19 protein-coding genes are annotated in these 20,275 nt (G+C 40.0%); all 19 read left to right on the top strand.

Annotated features, from left to right (window positions below; genetic code table 11):
• The 19 genes from nrdR (at position 1) to brnQ (ending at position 20,127) form a co-directional block, all read left to right on the top strand.
• Entirely contained in the window at positions 1 to 474 is a 474-nt protein-coding gene (gene nrdR, locus EO117_RS04090) for a transcriptional regulator NrdR (protein ID WP_126939233.1), read from the top strand.
• Positions 467 to 1,039 (top strand): D-sedoheptulose 7-phosphate isomerase, encoded by a 573-nt coding sequence (gmhA, locus tag EO117_RS04085; RefSeq protein ID WP_126939232.1) that lies wholly within the window; start codon positions 467 to 469, stop codon positions 1,037 to 1,039. Before nrdR ends, gmhA begins: the two co-directional genes overlap by 8 nt.
• Positions 1,032 to 2,516 (top strand): PfkB family carbohydrate kinase, encoded by a 1,485-nt coding sequence (locus tag EO117_RS04080; protein ID WP_126939231.1) that lies wholly within the window; start codon positions 1,032 to 1,034, stop codon positions 2,514 to 2,516. Before gmhA ends, EO117_RS04080 begins: the two co-directional genes overlap by 8 nt.
• Complete coding sequence (gene rfaD / locus EO117_RS04075; RefSeq protein WP_126939230.1) at positions 2,513 to 3,484, top strand: ADP-glyceromanno-heptose 6-epimerase; 972 nt, start codon at positions 2,513 to 2,515, stop codon at positions 3,482 to 3,484. The genes EO117_RS04080 and rfaD overlap by 4 nt, the downstream gene beginning before the upstream one ends.
• On the top strand, positions 3,484 to 4,017 hold the full coding sequence (locus tag EO117_RS04070) for a D-glycero-beta-D-manno-heptose 1,7-bisphosphate 7-phosphatase (RefSeq protein ID WP_126939229.1): 534 nt from the start codon (positions 3,484 to 3,486) through the stop codon (positions 4,015 to 4,017). Before rfaD ends, EO117_RS04070 begins: the two co-directional genes overlap by 1 nt.
• A gap of 272 nt (positions 4,018 to 4,289) precedes the next feature.
• The gene (locus EO117_RS04065; protein WP_126939228.1) at positions 4,290 to 4,889 is read left to right on the top strand and encodes an ECF transporter S component; all 600 of its coding nucleotides are present in this window, start codon (positions 4,290 to 4,292) and stop codon (positions 4,887 to 4,889) included.
• Positions 4,890 to 5,015: 126 nt separating this feature from the next.
• The gene (locus EO117_RS04060) at positions 5,016 to 6,041 is read left to right on the top strand and encodes a metal ABC transporter solute-binding protein, Zn/Mn family (protein WP_126939227.1); all 1,026 of its coding nucleotides are present in this window, start codon (positions 5,016 to 5,018) and stop codon (positions 6,039 to 6,041) included.
• A 72-nt stretch (positions 6,042 to 6,113) separates the two neighbouring features.
• Positions 6,114 to 6,257, top strand: a complete 144-nt coding sequence (gene scfA / locus EO117_RS04055) for a six-cysteine ranthipeptide SCIFF (RefSeq protein ID WP_009353042.1) — start codon at positions 6,114 to 6,116, stop codon at positions 6,255 to 6,257.
• Positions 6,258 to 6,728: 471 nt separating this feature from the next.
• Positions 6,729 to 8,123, top strand: a complete 1,395-nt coding sequence (scfB, locus tag EO117_RS04050) for a thioether cross-link-forming SCIFF peptide maturase (RefSeq protein ID WP_126939226.1) — start codon at positions 6,729 to 6,731, stop codon at positions 8,121 to 8,123.
• 29 nt (positions 8,124 to 8,152) lie between these two features.
• Positions 8,153 to 10,408: a carbamoyltransferase HypF gene (gene hypF, locus EO117_RS04045; RefSeq protein WP_126939225.1), complete on the top strand. Its 2,256-nt coding sequence runs from the start codon at positions 8,153 to 8,155 to the stop codon at positions 10,406 to 10,408.
• An 8-nt stretch (positions 10,409 to 10,416) separates the two neighbouring features.
• A complete protein-coding gene (locus tag EO117_RS04040) occupies positions 10,417 to 10,671 on the top strand; it encodes a HypC/HybG/HupF family hydrogenase formation chaperone (protein WP_126939224.1) in 255 nt (84 codons plus the stop codon).
• Complete coding sequence (gene hypD / locus EO117_RS04035; RefSeq protein ID WP_126939223.1) at positions 10,628 to 11,746, top strand: hydrogenase formation protein HypD; 1,119 nt, start codon at positions 10,628 to 10,630, stop codon at positions 11,744 to 11,746. Before EO117_RS04040 ends, hypD begins: the two co-directional genes overlap by 44 nt.
• A complete protein-coding gene (hypE, locus tag EO117_RS04030; protein WP_126939222.1) occupies positions 11,747 to 12,754 on the top strand; it encodes a hydrogenase expression/formation protein HypE in 1,008 nt (335 codons plus the stop codon).
• Positions 12,755 to 12,857: 103 nt separating this feature from the next.
• Positions 12,858 to 13,304 (top strand): hypothetical protein, encoded by a 447-nt coding sequence (locus tag EO117_RS04025; RefSeq protein ID WP_126939221.1) that lies wholly within the window; start codon positions 12,858 to 12,860, stop codon positions 13,302 to 13,304.
• A 57-nt stretch (positions 13,305 to 13,361) separates the two neighbouring features.
• Positions 13,362 to 14,441, top strand: coding sequence for a hypothetical protein (locus tag EO117_RS04020; RefSeq protein WP_240632573.1), 1,080 nt, complete (start codon positions 13,362 to 13,364; stop codon positions 14,439 to 14,441).
• A 9-nt stretch (positions 14,442 to 14,450) separates the two neighbouring features.
• Positions 14,451 to 16,010, top strand: coding sequence for an LptA/OstA family protein (locus tag EO117_RS04015; RefSeq protein WP_126939220.1), 1,560 nt, complete (start codon positions 14,451 to 14,453; stop codon positions 16,008 to 16,010).
• 14 nt (positions 16,011 to 16,024) lie between these two features.
• Positions 16,025 to 16,912: a UTP--glucose-1-phosphate uridylyltransferase GalU gene (gene galU, locus EO117_RS04010; protein WP_126939219.1), complete on the top strand. Its 888-nt coding sequence runs from the start codon at positions 16,025 to 16,027 to the stop codon at positions 16,910 to 16,912.
• A 230-nt stretch (positions 16,913 to 17,142) separates the two neighbouring features.
• On the top strand, positions 17,143 to 18,771 hold the full coding sequence (locus tag EO117_RS04005) for a phosphoenolpyruvate carboxykinase (ATP) (RefSeq protein ID WP_126939218.1): 1,629 nt from the start codon (positions 17,143 to 17,145) through the stop codon (positions 18,769 to 18,771).
• A gap of 15 nt (positions 18,772 to 18,786) precedes the next feature.
• Positions 18,787 to 20,127, top strand: coding sequence for a branched-chain amino acid transport system II carrier protein (brnQ, locus tag EO117_RS04000; protein ID WP_126939217.1), 1,341 nt, complete (start codon positions 18,787 to 18,789; stop codon positions 20,125 to 20,127).
• The last annotated feature ends 148 nt before the right edge of the window (positions 20,128 to 20,275 follow it).

Here is a 20,275-nt window from a genome sequence, read left to right as displayed (position 1 = left end):
ATGAAATGTCCTTATTGTCATCATGACGAAATCAAAGTGACAGATTCACGATCTACGGACGATAATAATATTCGTCGCCGTCGGGAATGTATGAACTGTGGCAAGCGGTTCACGACCTATGAAGTCATTGAAGATTTACCGATTATGGTGATCAAACGAGATCAGAAGAAAGAATTATTTGATCGTTCTAAATTGATGAATGGCTTGTGGAGATCCTGTAGCAAACGAGGTATTTCCACAGATCAATTAGAATCGATTGTAAATGAAACGGAAAAACAAATTCGTATGGAAGTAGAGCAAGAAGTGACTACGGAACGAATTGGTGAAATTGTATTATCCTTGTTGAAAGATGTGGACCAAGTTGCGTATGTGCGCTTTGCCTCTGTATATCGACAATTTAATAATGTAGAAAGTTTCTTGCAAGAATTACATGAATTATTGGAAAATGATGGAAAGGATACAACACATGAGTGAGTTACATCCAACTATTAGTGCCCGTTTTTCAGATCATGTAGACACATTGAGTGCTACGTATGAAGTAATGGGTGTTATTGAAGCTATGGCGGAGCGTTGTAAAGCAGCGCTAGCAGCAGGCAATAAAATTTTATTTTGTGGTAATGGTGGATCTGCCGCAGATTCTCAGCATTTAGCGGCAGAATTAGTGGGACGTTTTCAGAAAGAGCGCCGTTCCTTAGCCTCCATTGCGTTGACTACAGATACGTCTATTTTGACAGCGGTAGGCAATGATTATGGGTATGATGAAGTATTTGCCCGACAAGTAGATGGATTGGGCCGTTCTGGAGATATTTTGATTGGTATTTCCACATCTGGGAATAGTAAAAATGTGGTGAAAGCCGTAGAATCTGCTCGTAATATTGGCATGCATACCTTTGCCTTTACTGGTGAAGGTGGTGGAAAGATGGCAGAATTATGTGATTTAACGTTTGCAGTGCCATCAAAAGTGACAGCCCGCATTCAAGAAATGCATATTTTGGCGGGTCATATTTTATGTGAATTGGTGGAAGAAGATTATGCCTAATCGTACATTACAATCCTTTTTGCTTCGTGATTTACCACAATTGCAAGTAGGGGTTATTGGCGACTGCATGTTAGATCGCTATATTTTTGGCGATGTGAGCCGTATTTCTCCAGAGTCTCCAGTGCCGGTGAATGTGGTGCAACGGGAAACAGAAGTCTTGGGCGGTGCGGCCAATGTGGCGAATAACTTAGCCCAATTAGATTGCCAAGTGCATATGGCATCCCGTATTGGTGATGATGCACATGGTGACATTGTGCGTCAACTATTAGAAGATAATGGCATCCAAAGCACTGGTGTTTTTACAGAAGATTCTATTCCGACCACCACAAAAACACGTATCTTAGGTGGACAACAGCAAATGATCCGCTTAGATTATGAAGTAAATCAGCCATTGTCCAGTGCTAGTGAAACATCGATTCTTACTTGGCTAGACGAGTTGTTGCACAAAGGATTGCAAGGCCTTGTGATTTCTGACTATGGGAAAGGGATTTGTCAGTCATCCTTACTAAGCCAAGTATTCAGTAAAACTCGAGCAGCTGGCATTATGACCATTGTAGATCCGAAAGGTTCTGACTGGTCAAAATATAACGGTGCTACTTGCATTACGCCTAATGTGAAGGAACTCAGTGAAGCTGTAGGCTATGAAGTGCCCAACACAGATGAAGCGGTTGTTAAAGCTGCGAGCTATATTTTAAATAAGATGGAACTGGATTTCATCATCGTCACACGATCGGCTAAAGGAATTACTTTAGTTCGTAAAGATGGTAATGTATGGCATAATGCAGAAACGAAACAGCAAGATGTCTTCGATGTGAGTGGCGCCGGTGATACGGTAGTGGCTATGATGCTTACTACATTAATTGCGGGCTTATCTATCCGAGCCGCTTTAGTGGCTGCCAATGCAGCAGCCGGTGTAGTGGTATCCAAAGTCGGTACTTATCCAATTCATCGTCAAGAGCTATTAGACTTATTGTCTTCTATGAAAGCTAAAAAAGAAGATAAAGAAAGTGTCTATTCTGTAGAGGCATTAACAAAAAAAATCCGATTGTGGCAAGATCGGGGCGAAGTGGTTGTCTTTACCAATGGTTGCTTTGACATATTACATCGCGGACATTTGACCTATTTAAAAGAAGCGGCTGCGCTGGGTGATCATTTGGTGGTGGCCCTAAATTCAGATAGTTCTGTGCGCCGTTTAAAAGGGGATAGTCGTCCTATCAACCATGAACTAGATAGGGCCTTGTTGATGAGCTCTTTAGGCTTTGTAGATGGTGTGGTCCTTTTTGAAGAAGATACACCAGCAGAGGTACTTTCACAGTTGCGTCCAAATATATTGGTCAAAGGTGGAGATTACAAGCCTGAAGAGGTAATTGGTAAAGAATTTGTAGATGAAGTACAAATCCTGCCATTCCAGGATGGATATTCCACAACAGGAATTATTGAGCGCATTCAAGGATTGTTAAAGGAAGGAAAGTTATGATTATTGTTACAGGCGGGGCTGGCTTTATTGGCTCCAATATTGTCAAACAATTGAATAATAAAGGCCGCAACGATATTCTAATCGTTGATGATTTGACGGATGGTCGTAAAATTCGCAACATTGAAATGTTGGATTTTGCAGATTATATTGATTATGAAGATTTTGATACGGCTGTAGAGCAAAATATCTTCGATTGCGGGCCTATCGAAGTAGTGTTCCACGAAGGTGCCTGTGCGGATACAATGAATTATGATGGCAGATATATGATGAAGAATAACTATGAAGGGTCTAAAAATCTCTTTCATTATTGCCAAGAACGTCGAGTTCCTTTCATCTATGCTTCTTCTGCATCCACCTATGGACATGGGACTAACGGCTTCCGTGAAGATCCAGTCTGCGAACAAGCATTAAATCCATATGCGTATTCTAAATTGTTGTTTGACCGCTATGTGGCAAAGTTTAGAAATCATTTACAACTAGAATCTCAATGTGTAGGCTTACGCTATTTCAATGTGTTTGGACCGAATGAAACACATAAAGATAAGATGGCATCCTTGGTACGCCAAATGTATTATAAATTGATGGAAACTGGAGAAATTACTCTATTCAAAGGTATCGATGGTTATGGTGATGGTGAGCAAACACGTGATTTTATCTATGTAAATGACGTGGTCAATGTAAACTTCTATTTCTGGGAGCATCCTGAAATTAGTGGTGTATTTAACTGTGGTACAGGCCATGCGCATACATTTAATGAATTTATGAAAGCTGTCATTTCCTTCGCTGGAAAAGGGGAAATTCGTTACATTGATTTTCCAGAAGTACTAAAAGGTAAATACCAAAGTTATACGCAGGCGGACACTACAAAATTGCTGGCCGCTGGCTATGACAAAGGGTTTACCCCATTAGAACAAGCCGTTCATGAATATTGTGCATTATTACGAGATAATGAAGGGTATGTAAAATAATGGAAACTAGAAATGTATTATTTTTAGACCGTGATGGGGTTATCAATGTCGATGTAGGATATTTATTTGAGTCAGCAAAATTGAAATTTATTCCAGGTGCTATTGAGGCTATGAAAGAAGCCCAAACTCGTGGGTATGATATCATTGTGGTTACAAACCAAAGTGGAGTGGCCCGTGGCTACTATACGGAAGAAGATGTACAAGCTTTACATGCTGAAATGTCTCGTCGTTTAGAAGCAGAAGGGGTGAACATATTAGCCTACTATTATTGTCCGCATCATCCAGAAGGAACAGTGGAAGAGTACAAGAAAGCTTGCGATTGTCGTAAACCGAATCCAGGTATGCTAACAAAAGCCATTGAAGAATGGAATGTAGATGTAGATGGTAGTTTCCTTGTAGGTGACAAACCATCTGATGTCGAAGCGGCGGAAGCTATTGGCATGCGTGCCTATCCATTTGAAGAGGAAAACTTAATGACATTCTTAACACCTATCTTTGCTTGGGAAGAAGGTAGAAAATTGTTAGGTCTGTAAGTTCACAACGAACACTTTTATGAGCGTCTCATAAGGTGTTCGTTTTTTATAGGCTCTATTAATAAATATTGGGACGAGTAGTTGCTACATTTGACAAATAGAGTGTTTATGCTTGTAAGAAAAATTACATTTTATGATTGACAGAATAGCTGATTTGTACTACTCTATACGAGGAACTAACTGTATAGTCTGTATCAAGAAGAACAGAACTGAGTTCCATTTTTTAGTATTGGTTCGACTTATATCCTAAGGGAATAAGAACGGAGGAAAACATGGAAAAAGAAACAGCGTTGCAAACACAGCCATCGCAAAAATTTACGGTACGTCAATTAACAATTATTGGTTTATTGGCAGGGATTACCATTGTACTTGGTATGACAGGATGGGGCTTTGTGCCAATTCCACCGATTAGTGCTACTATTTTACACATTCCAACCATCTTAGGCGGTGTTGTGGAAGGACCTAAGGTAGGTATGTCTGTAGGATTCTTATTCGGTGCGTACAGTATGGTACAAGCTTACATGGCGCCTAATATTTTATCCTTTGCATTTATGAATCCTATTATTTCTGTATTGCCAAGAATGTTGATCGGTTTAGTAGCAGCGTTGGTGTATATGTATGTACCAATCAAAGTGAAAGCCATCCGTATCGGTTTAGCTGCATTCTTGGGAACAGCTACTAATACAATCCTTGTGATGACTGGTATTTACACAATTTATGGTGTGGAATTTGCAAAAGCCACACACATTTCACCGGAAGCTGTATTTAATGTGGTGATGGGCATTGTATGGTCTCATGGTATTCCAGAGGCTCTATTAGCAGTAGCTGTTGTGACACCAGTGGCATTAGCGGTCATTAAGAAATTTAAATGATAATGAAATTGAATGTATAGACTGCTCATGCATTCAAGCACGGATTTTTTAAATCGTATATAATCAAGAAGTGAATTAGCAAAGACTAATCACTTCTTGTTTTTTTGTGTTAGGAGGAGTATACTCATGAATTGGAAAAAACGATTAACCTATTTTGTACTAGGAGCTACTATGGTGGCGACTGCAGTAGGTATTGCAGGATGTGGCAGTGATACAAAACAAGCAGCACCAGCTGAAAAAATGAAAGTTGTTACTACAGTATTCCCTGTATATGATGTAGCGAAACAAGTAGGGGGAGACAAAATTGATGTATCTTTATTAGTACCTCCAGGGGCAGAACCACATGATTGGGATCCAACTGCAAAAGATTTAAAAGAGATTGGTACTGCTAAAGTATTCTTGTATAGCGGTGCAGGCTTGGAACCAACAGAAAAGATCTTAGCAAAGGATGTGCTACAAAATGCGCAACCAGTAGAATTAGCTAAATCTTTGACATTGCTACCAGCTCCAGATGAAGATGAAGACGAACATGATCATGACCACGACAAAGAGCATAAAGATGATAAAGAGCATAAAGATGATAAAGCTCAAAAAGAAGATAAACATGAGCACGAACATGAACATGGCGAGTTTGATCCACATGTATGGTTAGATCCAATGAATGTAGCAAAAGAAGTAGATGCTGTTGTAGAAGCTTTCTCCAAAGCAGATCCTACGAATGCAAAATATTATGAAGCTAACGGTAAAGCATACAAAGAAAAATTACAAGCTTTACACGCTAAATATGAAGAATTTGGCAAAACACAACACGATAAAAACTTAGTCGTTAGTCATATGGCATTTGGTTATTTAGCAAAAGCATATGGCTTTGAACAATTAGGTATCATGGGTGTATCTCCAGATGCAGAACCAACACCAGAACGCATGGCAGATATTGTAGCTTTCATCAAAGAACATAATGTAAAAGCTATCTTCAGTGAAGAATTGGTAAGCCCTAAATTGGCGAATGCTATCGCTGCTGAAACTGGTGTAAAAGTGTATGTATTGAACCCAGCAGAAGGTTTAACTGAAGAACAAACACAAAAACATGTGACATACCTTGACATCATGGAAGAAAATCTTAAAACATTGAAAGAAGCGTTAGCTCACTAATTCCTGGTGCTTGCTTGAATCGGTATTAGATGATAATATATAAGAGTAAGTTTGTGCTTAGGAGGAATGAAGATGTCTAAACGTATTCGTACAATTAACACTGAATCCCTACAAAAAACTGCTAAAACAGGTGGCTGCGGCGAATGTCAAACATCTTGCCAATCTGCTTGCAAAACTAGCTGTACAGTAGGCAACCAAGTGTGCAAACAAAAATAATCCATTGGGTTAGCAACAAGCTGTCGACCAGTAGGTCGGCAGCTTGTTTGCTTTATATTGTATCTAGGATTATACTAGAAGCGTTACAAGAAAGCCAAATCCGTAACAGGAGGAGGTGACAGTATGTATAACCCTTTAAAATCTTTTATAGTGGCAGTCATGGCAAGTGTAGCTAGCTACTACATTTGCAAATGGATTGATATGTTGCTTTGCTTGTAACAATCCTAGATTTTGTATGAATCTATAAAACATACAAAAATCCCCCTAGATGTGCATAATCTAGGGGGATTCTGTATGCTAACCCTTTATATCTTTAGCTTGTCTAAATTATAACATATATGCTTTAAAAGTACAATTTTTTGCATACTATAATTTTAGAAAAAGTATACTCTATATTGATAGCTTTCTATACGTCATAGGCATAAAGTGATATAATTAGTCTTAGACTTTAGTAAGTTAATGGAGGTATGAATGTTAGAATTACAACCGATGATTCATAAATTTAAAATGAAAGATAAGTTCTTTCTACTAGATGTAAATAGTGGTATTATCCATGTGATCGATGAGCTTATCGATCGTGTATTAGATATCTATAATGGCACAAACCGTGATGCTGTGCATAGTGCGTTAGATGCTACAGAGGATGCAGCGGAATTAGATGAAATTATGGATGAGTTAGATGAACTCATCAAAGAGGAAATGCTCTTTGCGCCTATGTCTGCAGAGTTTAAACTAGTGGTAGATGAAAAACCAATTGTCAAAGCTCTTTGTTTGAACATTGCTCATGATTGCAATTTAGCTTGTAAATATTGTTTTGCTAGCCAAGGTGACTACGGTGGAGTGAAACGGGAGTTAATGAGTTTCGACGTGGCAAAACGTGCTGTAGATTTCTTGATTTCCATGAGCGGTCCACGTCAACATTGTGAAATTGACTTCTTTGGTGGTGAACCATTATTAAACTGGGATGTTGTGAAACAAACCGTAGAATATATTGAATCCATTCAAGAAAAACATGGTAAAATCTTTAAATTAACATTGACGACCAACGGTATGTTGTTGACACAAGATAAAATCGACTATGTGAACGAGCATAACATGAGTTTAGTATTATCCTTAGATGGTCGTGAAGATGTTCATAATAGCATGCGCCCAAGTTCTGGTGGTAGAGATACATACGAAACAGTGGCGAAAAACTTAGTCAATGCTGTTAAACAACGTGATGGCCGTGAATACTATGTGCGTGGCACGTACACACATAATAATCTAGACTTCTGCAAAGACGTGGAAGCTATGTCCGACTTAGGTTTTGAGCATTTGTCTATGGAACCAGTGGTTGGTGAAGACGGCGCTTATGTATTACGTCCAGAAGATATGCCAATCATTGAAAAAGAATATGAAAAATTGGCAGACTTATATTTAGAACGTCAACTAGCAGGTTGGGGTGAAAAGTTTAACTTCTTCCACTTCCGTATGGATTTGTATCGTGGACCATGTATGGCAAAACGCTTGCGTGGTTGCGGAGCTGGTCATGAATATATGGCGGTAGTGCCAAATGGAGATATTTATCCATGTCACCAATACGTAGGTAAAGATGGCTATGTGATTGGTACAGTCTTCGATGGTTTGAAAAATTACGACATACCAACGCAGTTTAGAAACACTCACGTATTTACGAAAGAAACTTGTGCTAATTGTTGGGCAAAATTCTTCTGTTCCGGTGGTTGCCATGCGAACAATGAAACATTAGGTGGAGACCTTAGTACACCATATGAAATGGGATGTCAATTACAGAAAAAACGTATTGAATGTGCTATTATGATCCAAGCTGAACTGGATGCAGCAGGAATCCGACAAGAAAATCATTAAAATTATATAAGAGAAGGGAGGCGGGTTCTATGAAGGCATACACCATACATGTAACAGGCATTGTACAGGGCATAGGATTCCGCCCCTTTGTGTCTAAACTAGCCCATGAATTAAGATTAGTGGGTACAGTGAGGAATGACACAAGCGGTGTGGAGATACACATACAGGGGGTGGATGCAGATTGCCAACTGTTTGTAGAGCGGTTGCAATCTGAGTTGCCTATGCATGGACGTATCGATACCTTACAAATGGAACCGACAGACGTACAGGCTTTGGATGATTTTACCATCATCCTTTCTCAAGATGTGAAAGGAAATGCCTTTATTGGTGCTGATATGGCACCGTGTGAAGCGTGTTTGCGAGATATACAAGACCCTGAAAATCGACGATTTCACTATGGGTTTACGAATTGTACGAATTGCGGTCCGCGGTATACGATTATTGAAAGTACTCCTTACGACCGTGACAAAACGTCTATGAAAGTATTTCCAATGTGCGAAGACTGTCAGACGGAATACGACGACCTAAGTGGTCGGCGATACCATGCGGAGCCCAATGCTTGTGAGCAGTGTGGACCGATGTTCACACTAAAGGATACAGATGGAAGGGTACTCGCCACTGGACAGGATGCGATGGAGCAAGCTAAAGTGTATATACAAAATGGTTCTATCGTGGCACTAAAGGGCGTGGGTGGCTATCATTTGGTGTGTGATGCCTTACAAGAAAGAGTGGTACTGACCTTACGACAACGCAAAGGCCGCCCTAGAAAACCATTAGCGGTCATGGCAGGATCCTTGGAAACGGCAAAACAGTATGTATACATATCTGAAAGAGAGGAAGAACTGTTACTGAGTCCTGCAAGACCGATTGTATTGTTGCGAAGAGTAAGAAAATACAATGTTGCACCTAGTGTGGCTCCTGGTATGGAAACCTTAGGCATTTTGTTGCCCTATGCTCCATATCACTACAGTTTAGTACCGTCTGATGCGCTATGGGTCATGACTAGTGCGAACCGAAGTGGGGACCCTGTGTTATATGATGATATGCAAGCAGAGGAAGAGCTACAGGGCATTGCAGATTATATATTGGCTCACAATCGGGAGATTATTTCCCCCGTGGATGATTCGGTGGTGCAAGTGGTTCAGAATGAACCGATTCTAATCCGCCGTAGCCGAGGGTACATCCCTTTGTCTATTCCTGTAGTACCATTAGAGAAAAGTCCTACTATGCTTGCCATGGGCGCAGATATGAAAGCTGCTTTCGGTATGAACCGTGGATCTCATGCTATCCTTAGTCCCTATATGGGAGATATGGAACATCAACGAGTACAAGACTTATTGTGGAGTACGACGAAACGCTATGAAGAGTTATTTCAATTACAACCTATACAGGTCATCGTGGATGCCCATCCGGGCTACTACACCTCACAGTGTGGTAGAACCTATGCAGAGAAGCATCAATTACCTGTCATAGAAGTGCAGCATCATCATGCCCATGTGGCAGCGGTACTGGCGGAGTATAATATTCAGGAACCAGTCTTAGGAATCTGTTTTGATGGAACAGGATATGGCCCAGATGGCACTCTATGGGGTGGTGAGTTTTTATATTGCCACAAAGAACATATGGAACGAATAGCACATTTGAGCTATGCCCCTTTGCCAGGTGGTGAAGTAGCTGTACGAGAGCCGTGGCGCCAAGCGTTATGGTATGTGAAGCAGCTCTATCCATCGGAGGTACCGGCAGTGATAGAACAGTGGAAAAAAACACTGCCTAAGGGATGGGAACTATTAGATAAAATGATGCCTCATATGCAGATGGTACAGTCTTCTAGCGGTGGTCGTTTATTTGATACAGTATCATCCCTGTTAGGTTTAGGTTATGAACATCTCTATGATGCGCAACTTGCTATCGAGTTAGAACAATTGGCGCTTTCAGAAAATGGCAACATCCTAGACATGAAGCTGGATGGGACTGTATTAGATGCAATGAGTTTAGTACGATCTGTGATAGAACAGTTAGAAAATGGTGAAAGTGTAGCAAAAATCTCAGCGAACTTTCACAGAACTTTGATATATTATATAGGACAGATGGCGAGACGATGTTGTGAGGAACGACATATTTCGCACATTATCTTGTGTGGAGGGGTATTCCAAAATCGTATTCTCCTAGAAGGAGTGATAGAGGAATTAAGGGAATACATAGTCCACGTGCCTACCCAAAGCCCGATGAATGATGGCGGTATCGCATTAGGGCAATTATGGTTAGGAAGTTATATGAATAGATAGGAGATACTATGTGTTTAGCAGTACCAGCACAATTGGTGCATATTAATGAAACAATTGGTACCGTGGAATTAACAGGGGTACAACGAGAGTGTAGTCTGTTATTGGTGCCGGAAGCAAAAATTGGAGATTGGCTATTAGTCCATGCGGGCTGTGCCGTACAAATTGTAGATGAGGAGGAAGCGCGGTTGACTCTTGAGGCATTCCGCGAATTAGAAGAACTTGAACAAGATTACTTTAACGGAAAAATCGAAAGTCGCAGCTAGTTTACTAGAGCGCATTCACGAATTATATAATCCAGAGGAAACTGTACGATTCATGGAAGTCTGTGGGACCCATACAGTGGCTATCTTTCGTGAAGGAATCCGTCAAATGTTACCCAAAGGCATAGAACTCATTAGTGGTCCTGGATGTCCTGTGTGTGTGACAGACCAACAATATATGGATCAAGCCTTGGCGTATGCGGCTCGAGAGGATGTAGTCATTGCTACCTTTGGAGATATGCTGAAGATTCCTGGTACAACAGGTAATTTATGGCAGTCAAAAGAAAATGGGGCTCATATTGAAATTATTTATAGCCCTATGGAAGTGCTTGGATTAAGTGAACAATATCCAGATAAAAAGATTATTTTCTTGGGCATCGGTTTTGAAACAACCATCGCTGTCATTGCAGCCACTATTCAGGCAGTACATGCTAAGGGATTAAAGAATGTATTTTTCTTGATTTCTCATAAATTGGTGCCACCTGCATTACGTGCGTTATTGAGTAATCCAGAACATCAAATTGATGGATTTCTGCTGCCGGGTCACGTGAGTGTTATTATTGGGGAACAGCCGTATCAATTTTTGGCCGATGAATATCATATGCCAAGCTGTATTGCTGGCTTTGATGGCGTGGAAATTCTGGCGGCTATTGTGAATTTGTTGGAACAACGAAAAGAACAAAAATTTTATGTAGGTAATACGTACCGTTCTGTAGTGGCAAAAACGGGCAATGCTGTAGCACAACAGTTAATAGATACCTTATATGAACCGTCTGATGATGGTTGGCGTGGTATTGGCATATTACCCGCATCAGGGTTAAAGCTACGTGGCGAATGGTCTGACTATGATGCATTGGTACAGCTACCTTTGGAAACATTTACAACAAGTGATGGTCCGAAAGGTTGCCAATGTGGATCTGTCATTCAAGGTATGATTCATCCTGATGCATGTCCTCTATTTGGTAAACTTTGTACGCCAGAGCATCCAGTGGGGGCTTGTATGGTATCGGTAGAAGGCAGCTGTTCAGCTTGGTATAAATATGGTTTTTCCAGTGGTGGAATGACCTGGGAGGAATAAATGGAACGTATTCGCTTAGTCCACGGTAATGGCGGCAAATTTAGTCATGAATTGGTGGACCAATATATTGTGAAATATTTTTCGAATCCAATATTAAATGAATTACATGATGGCGCTGTATTTCCAGTTACAACGGGGCGTATGGCTATGAGTACAGATTCTTACGTAGTGACACCACATATTTTCCCAGGTGGCAACATTGGTAAGTTAGCTGTATGCGGTACGGTAAATGATTTAGCCATGATGGGTGCAGTGCCTCAGTATTTGTCGTGCGGACTCATCTTAGAAGAGGGATTGCCTATTTCTACCTTAGAAACTGTGTTACAAACGATGTCAGATATGGCACAACTTTCAGGGGTGTCCATTGTGACAGGTGATACGAAGGTGGTAGAAAAAGGTTCCGTTGACGGAATCTATATCAATACTGCCGGTGTAGGTATCGTGCCAGACTATGTACAGTTAGGAACTTCCTATATTGAAAGTGGCATGAAAGTTATCGTGTCAGGTACTTTGGGTGACCATGCCATTGCAGTGATGGGAACTCGATATGGATTAGATTTACCAGATACTATACAGACAGATTGTGCACCTTTACATCAGATGGCTCATAAGTTGTTAGAAACCTTTGGTAAAGATATTGCTTTCTTTAGAGATCCTACTCGTGGTGGCTTAGCGACAACACTCCAAGAGATTGCCAACTCCGCACAAAAAGGGATTCGATTGCAAGAGTCTGCTATTCCTGTTCGTGAGGAAGTACAAGCCGTATGCCAAGTGTTAGGTTACGACCCATTGTATTTGGCAAATGAAGGTAAAATGATTACTATCGTACGTGCTGACGTGGCGAATGATGTCGTGGAGATGATGCGGACTTTCACTGAAGGCCGTGATGCGGTGATCATTGGCGATGTGGTGAATGGCAATGCTGGTAAAGTAGGTTTACAAACGGCAGTAGGTGGGATTCGCCTTTTAGATATGCTTGGGGAGGACCAAGTGCCACGAATTTGTTAGAAAATTGTAATATTTCATGAAAAAATCATGGACATCTCGTATACTTTGTATAGAATAAAAATGTATTTTTTGATACAATGGAAAGGAAAAGGAGGATATTACGATGAAAAAACAAATCGTAGCTGCTATGGTAGCATTCTCAGTAGCCACTGTAGGTGTTGTGGGAGTTCAACAAGCACAGGCATTTAATTTAGGAAGTCTAGTAGGAGGCGTATTAAAAGTAGGGGGCGTTGGCTTTCTAGTGGATAAATACGGAAACTCCATTAATAATTTCTTGAACAATTTATTAAAGCAAAATAATTTAAGCACTACTTATTCTACAAAAGTAGTTCCTATCGTCAGTCTTGGCGGAGGCGCACATATCGGTGCCGCACAGGTCACAGGACCGAGCAGTGAAGTGGAACGAGTAGAAGCAGTAGCACAAATAGAAGCTAGTTTTAATTCCGTAGCTCGCGTAAAAGGACTAGTACCAATTGATAGCAAAAATCCTACGAGTGCAAATCGCATTCAAGGGGTTGGTGTATCAGCAATTATAGATTTGAAGATCTAATGAATTAGCACGGGCTTGCCCGTGCTATCTATGTGTTAGTAGAGATGAGGAGATACTATGAAACGTTCTGCTGTATTAGGAGCTGTGTTTGCTCTTTTAACAACAAGTGTATGGGCGGCACCAGACACAGTTTTAGAAAAAACAGAAGCTTTGGAAAGTACTGTGTATGGTAAAGTACAAGTAGGTGCATTGACAGATCGAGTACATCAATTGCAAGATACTATTTTGGGGGCTAAACAACAAGGTAGTATTACAGGACAAGTGGAAACTTTGTATAAGTCAGTGGAAGGTCAAGGTACAAAAGTAACATTGCATCAAGAAGTCAATGCTTTGGAATGGATGTATTTTGATGAGGTTCATAGTGGCTCTCTCGTGGAACGCATTGGCGAAATGGAACGCAGTGTGGATGGCCTAGAAGCAAAAGGTTCTTTACAAAGTCGTGTACAAAAATTAAAACAATCTATCTTTGGCACACAAGTAACATTGAAAACTAAGCCGGGAACAATTGGAGCAGATCAAGTATTTACTCTAGAATTGACAGAACCTGTGACATCTCAAAAAAATGTAAAAGATGATGTGGTGCATGTCAAAGTAGCTGAAGATGTAATGGATGGAGAAACCTTGTTGATTCCTAAAGGAACAGTGGGGACTGGACATATTACAGAGATTACAAAAGCTCGTTCTTTTGGTCGTAACGCTAAATTGAATATTGTATTTGATCAATTACAAGGTATTGATGGTACAATTTTCACAGCCGTTCAAGGCGAAGAGGCGAAAGCTAAAACAAAAGGTGAATTAAAAGCTGCAGGAGCTTCTGTAGCAGGGGCTGTATTATTGGGACCAGTTGGTCTTGTAGGTGGTTTCTTTGTAAAAGGTAAATCCATTGATTTGCCAGTAGGAACGCTTGTATACGTTCAACCGGAATCTTCTGTTACAATTTCTGGTATTGAAATACATGGTGTGGATACAGGTATATCTCCTAAAGCTCCTGTAGAGGCAGTGGTGGCGCCGAAAGCGGCAGAGCCAGTTGCTACACAAGCGCCAGCTGTAAAAGCAAAAGAAGAGCCTGTACAAGTAGTACCAGATGATTCTTTAACAGAAAAACCGGTCATCATTGTAAAACGTGAGAAAGACTAGGAGATGGGCATGAAACGATATTCTGTAACAGCCGCTGCTATACTGACAGCATTGGCATGTACACAAAGTCATGCAGAAACAGTAGATGCTACGACTCCAGTATTTGAGACTGCTCCTAAGGTTGCTAGCATTCAATATATACAACCTCCTAAGGTTTCTGCTGTATCTACGGATACGCAGTATACTCCGAATTTACTAGTAAAACCAGTTGCTCATAAAGGAAAACAAGAGGCCGAAAAACCAGCAGTACCAGTTCGTATTGATGCAGATAAAATGTATTATAATGATACTACTGGTCATGTATGGGCCAATGGTTCTGTGGAAGTAGAACGTGGTAATCAACAGCTATTGTCGCAAAAAATAGAAGGAAATACGAAAACCCAACAATATGAAAGTACATCGGACTATCACTTTTTAGAAGATAAAGGGAACACAAAAGACCTAACAGGTTCTCATATTACCTATAATGCGACTACTGGCGAAGCGCATACAAAGGACGTATTTGGCTATGCGGATCCGTATTGGGTGAAAGCTGAAGTGGGCGACTTCGATGGTAAAACAGGGCGTATTGAAAAAGGGTGGTTAACAACTAAACATGCCATTGCCTTTAAAGGATCCCCTGACTATCGTGTAGAGGGAGATTATATTGAAGTATTCCCTGGCGATAAAGCAGTGATTCATAATGCGAGCTTTTATATTAAAAATAAACGAATTATTTCTATAAAGAAATATATAGTATCCTTGCGTCAAGATAAACAAGGACAGGTGAGTGTATTTTCTTTTGTGCCAAGACCGAAATACAATTCTTCTGATGGATTCAGTTTAAACGGTAAAATTGACTATCCTGTATCTGAGCATGGAGAATTATTCTTGCATTATACATGGGGGACCAATATTGGCCTTAAACCGTCTTTAGGATATGCACATTTCCTGCCTTGGGGGGAAGCAAAATTGGCATTTAGCCGTGAATCTGCTACACTCAATGCGAAAAAAGTATGGATAGAAAAGAAACCAGAATTATCTATAGATACGCATGCTTACCATGTGGGTAGTACGCCGTTTACGATTCGTGGTGGGGCTAGTTATGGTAAGTGGCATGAAGGTCATATCAGAGGAACTCATGGTAAATATTATGGCGAACTATCTCATGACCCAGTTCATGTAGGAACCAATACGGACGTTAGGTTCTATGGTGGTTATCAAAGAGATTACTATGGATATGATTCATCAGTTCGTTCCATGCCATATTGGGGTGTGGGTGCCACAACAAAACTAGGCTCACGAGTAAATGCGTGGGCAGGGTATCGTCAAAGCAATGTATCTACTTTAGCAGACTCTCCATATCCGTTTGACCAAATCGATGTGAAGTACAATTTGTACTATGGACTAAGCATTCAAGCTACACGATTAGATCGTTTTAGTGTACAAATGCAACGAGACTTGCAAACACATGAACTACGCTATGTAGATTTGACATGGAATAGAGACTTGCATTCTTTTGAAGGTTCATTGACATATCGTACGAAACAAAAGAGATGGGAATATACATTGGTAGCGAAAGATTTTTAATCTAAGGGGATGCCATGAAAAAAGTTAGAAAAGCAGTCATTCCGGCAGCTGGCTTTGGAACACGTTTCTTACCAGCCACTAAGGCACAACCAAAAGAGATGCTGCCTATCGTGGATACACCAACTATACAATATATTGTGCAAGAGGCTATTGATTCCGGTATTGAAGATATTCTGATTATTACGGGTCGTAATAAACGTGCCATTGAAGATCATTTTGATACCAGTGTAGAGTTGGAACAACTATTACAACAACAAGGTAAGCAACAACATTTGGAGATGGTACGGAATTTGGCGAACATAAAAGTTCACTATATTCGTCAGAAGACAGCTCGTGGTTTAGGTGATGCCATCTATTGTGCGAAGTCTTTTATAGGGGATGAGCCATTTGCTGTTCTTTTAGGGGATGATGTGGTGTATAACCCAGATAGACCGTGTTTGAAACAGCTTATTGATTGTTATTATGTACACGAAGGAGTGACAATTTTAGGGACGCAATTTGTGGCTCCAGAAAAAGTTAGTTCTTACGGTATTGTGTCGGGACATGAAATTGAGCCGAATGTGTATGAAGTCGCCGGTCTGGTGGAGAAACCACCACTTGAATATGCACCATCAAACTTGGCGGTCTTAGGCCGTTATATATTGACACCTGATATATTTGATGAATTAGAAAGAACTCCGCAAGGTGCAGGTAATGAAATTCAGTTGACTGATGCTATTGCCAGACTTTCATCAAGAATTTTAGCCTACTCTTATGAAGGGATACGCTATGATATAGGTGATCGCTTAGGGTATTTAAAAGCAACTGTGGAATACGGTTTGCGTAACCCACAATTGGCAGAGGCTTTCAAAACCTATTTACAAGAACTAGACATCGATTCTGTTATGAATCTTAAAGCTTAATTATATATATGTGAGTAACGGATGTTATGAGGTGAATACCTCGTGACATCCGTTTTTGTATATCTACTTATTGCATAGTAAGAATATATTGTGATTTATATCATAGAAGCTTGTGTTTATTAAGGCTAATACTGCGTATATGGTGGTCTCATATTGTGAAATACTTAATTAAATGTTAGAATATAAAGGAATGTACATAAGTATAATAAGTTACAACGAATGAGGAACATATGGCAACAAGATTAAAATGGAAACAGTCCGAAATTAAAGAAAACCCGCTTTTTTCTAAATTAAGAAGTACGATAGAAACAGCGTTTTATGGAAATAATGTAACACCTGTTAAATCCATTGCACAGGCTTATGAGCTAGCAGCGAAAGAACCTGGTGTCATTGTATTAGACATGCCGGTATATCGTGCAGAAGAACAAGGGTTACCGCAAGATGCGAAAGTATTAGTCACAAACGATGGTAAGACGACAGGGCGTTATGCGAAAGCTCGTCGTATTATTGGAGATGAGGGAATTAACGAAGTAGAGTTATGTGATATTGCTCGTGAAGCCGTATATGATAGTCGGCATAAAGAATGGATTTCTGCACAAGCTATTGTAGGTTTGGATGAAGCTTTCACAGCTCGTGCGCACTTGATGATTCCGAAAGAACATGCGTCTATTTTGTATTCCTGGGCTATTAATTTCCAATTTTTTAATGAGGAAGTAAAGGCTTTTTACAGAGAGAGTAAGGAAATTCCTGAAGGGGATATTTTTATCTATTCTGATCCAGATTATGTGGTAGAAGGATATCCTGGAGGACTTGCTATTTTTGATCCTACTCATAATTGCGCTATGATTTTAGGTATGCGTTATTTTGGAGAACATAAGAAGGGTACTCTTACATTAGGATGGTCTTTGGCAAATCGTTACGGATATGTGGCATGCCACGGTGGTATGAAACGATATAATTTGAAAGATGGGTCTTCGTATACGATTGGTGTATTTGGCTTATCAGGTTCTGGTAAATCTACCTTAACTCATGAACAGCATGGAGGACGGTATGATATTTCTGTATTGCATGATGATGCGTATATCATCCATACAGAAGATTTATCCTCTATTGCATTAGAACCAACATATTTTGATAAAATGCAAGACTATCCGGTGGAACATCCTGCCAATAAATATTTATTGACATTACAAAATGTGGGGGTAACCTTGGATGAAGATGGCAATAAAGTTGTCTTAGCAGAAGATGTACGCAATAACAATGGTCGTGCTATTAAATCGCAATTCTGGACAGATAATCGTGTGAATTTTGTGAAAGACCCAGTGAATGCTATCGTATGGTTGATGAAAGATAAAACGTTACCACCGATTTTAAAAATTGATGATCCAATTTTGGCAGCTACTATGGGTGCTACTTTGGCAACACGTCGCTCTACAGCGGAAAAATTAGATGATAATGTAGATCCTAATGCATTGGTCATTGAACCTTATGCAAATCCATTCCGTACCTATTCCTTACGTACTGATTATGAAAGTTACAAAAAACTATTCACTCAATCTGGTGTAGATTGTTATATTATGAACACTGGATTCTTCTTGGATAAGAAAATTCCAAAAGAGGTAACATTAGGTTTGTTAGAAGGTTTGGTTGAGGGTAGTCTTAACTTTGAACCATTCTATAAATATGAAAACTTAGAATATGTAAAAGTGGAAGGTTTTGAACCAGATTTTACAGTTCGTGAGTACCACCATATTCTACATAAAGCATTTGAGTTCCGCTACGATTACATTGAAAAGTTAAAAGGCACTAAAGATGAGTTACCAAATGAAGTGCTAGATGTATTAAAAATTATCATGTAAGGGGGGGGAATAGTGATGAATCAAAGATTATCTTGGGGTTCCGTAGCGTTTATTGGAACTATGCTATTCGGCATGTTCTTTGGAGCCGGAAACTTAATTTTTCCAGTTCACTTGGGACAAGAAGCTGGTCAAGCCTTATGGCCAGCTATTATAGGTTTTTTAGTAACAGCTATCGGGTTACCATTCTTGGGTATTGTTGCTATGGGGGTATCTCGTAGTAATGGCTTACAAGATTTAGTGAGCCGCGTACATCCTACGTATGGTAAAATTTTCACCTTATTATTGTACATCACCATTGGTCCAGCATTTGCTATTCCTAGAACGAGTACAGTATCTTATACCATAGGATTTGAACCATTCCTAGGTGGTGTGAACCCAGACCTTGCGTTAGGCGTATTCTCTGCAGTATTTTTTATCATTGCTATTTTGTTCTCTTTGAACCCAGGAAAATTGATGACATATATTGGTAAGGTATTAACACCATTATTCTTAGTATTCCTAAGTATTTTGTTAATCACTGTTGTAGTTATACCAATGGGGGATTATACATCAGTAGCCCCACAGGGGGAATATGCGACTCATGCATTCTTCAAAGGTTTTACTGAAGGATATAATACTCTAGATGTATTGGCATCTTTAGCATTCGGTATTATTGTCATTCGAGCTCTACAAGGTATAGGGGTTACTGAACCTAAGGCCATTGCTATGGGTCTTGTGAAAGCCGGCTTCGTAGCGTGCTCCATTATGGCTGTTATCTACGGTTTCTTGGCGTATAGTGGTGCTACTAGCGTGACCACATTAGGTCTTTCTAAAAATGGCGGTATCACCATGGCGCAAATGAATGCGTTCTACTTCGGTAATGTAGGAGCTATATTGTTGGCTATCATTGTTACATTGGCATGTTTAAAAACATGCGTAGGCTTAATTGGTGCATGCGGCGAAACATTTGAAGAAATGTTCCCTAATACATTGGGGTACCGTGGTTATGCATATTTAACATCAGCAGTGGGTTTCTTAATTGCTAACGTAGGCTTAACAAAAATTATTGAATTAGCTATCCCAGTGTTGATGTTCTTGTATCCATTGTCTATTACCATCATCTTGTTATCCTTTGCAGCACCAATTTTCCAAGGAAGACAAGCTGTGTATGCTTGGACAACAGCCTTTGCGTTATTTGCGGCATTAGGTGATGCGATGGCAACGGCACCAGCATTTATCAACCAATCTGGATTTGTCCAATGGGCATTACCATATTACGGAATACTACCATTTGCCTCCATCGGTATGGGCTGGATTGTACCGTCCATTATCGGTTTTGTTGTGGGTATGGTGCATATTGGGCTAGTACGAAAATAATAGTTATGCTTGTACATACACTAGTAGAGATGTTTAGTATCGCGGTATAGAGTATCTTGCAAGACAAATTAATAGTGTAATATAGATAAACGACTAGGTTGTAAGGATCTAGTCGTTTTGTCTATCTTTACAAGTATGTTTCGATGTT

Origin of the sequence: Veillonella sp. VA142 (assembly GCF_003992135.1) — a bacterium.
Lineage (GTDB): Bacteria > Bacillota > Negativicutes > Veillonellales > Veillonellaceae > F0422.
This window is presented reverse-complemented; position numbering and strand designations above follow the sequence as displayed.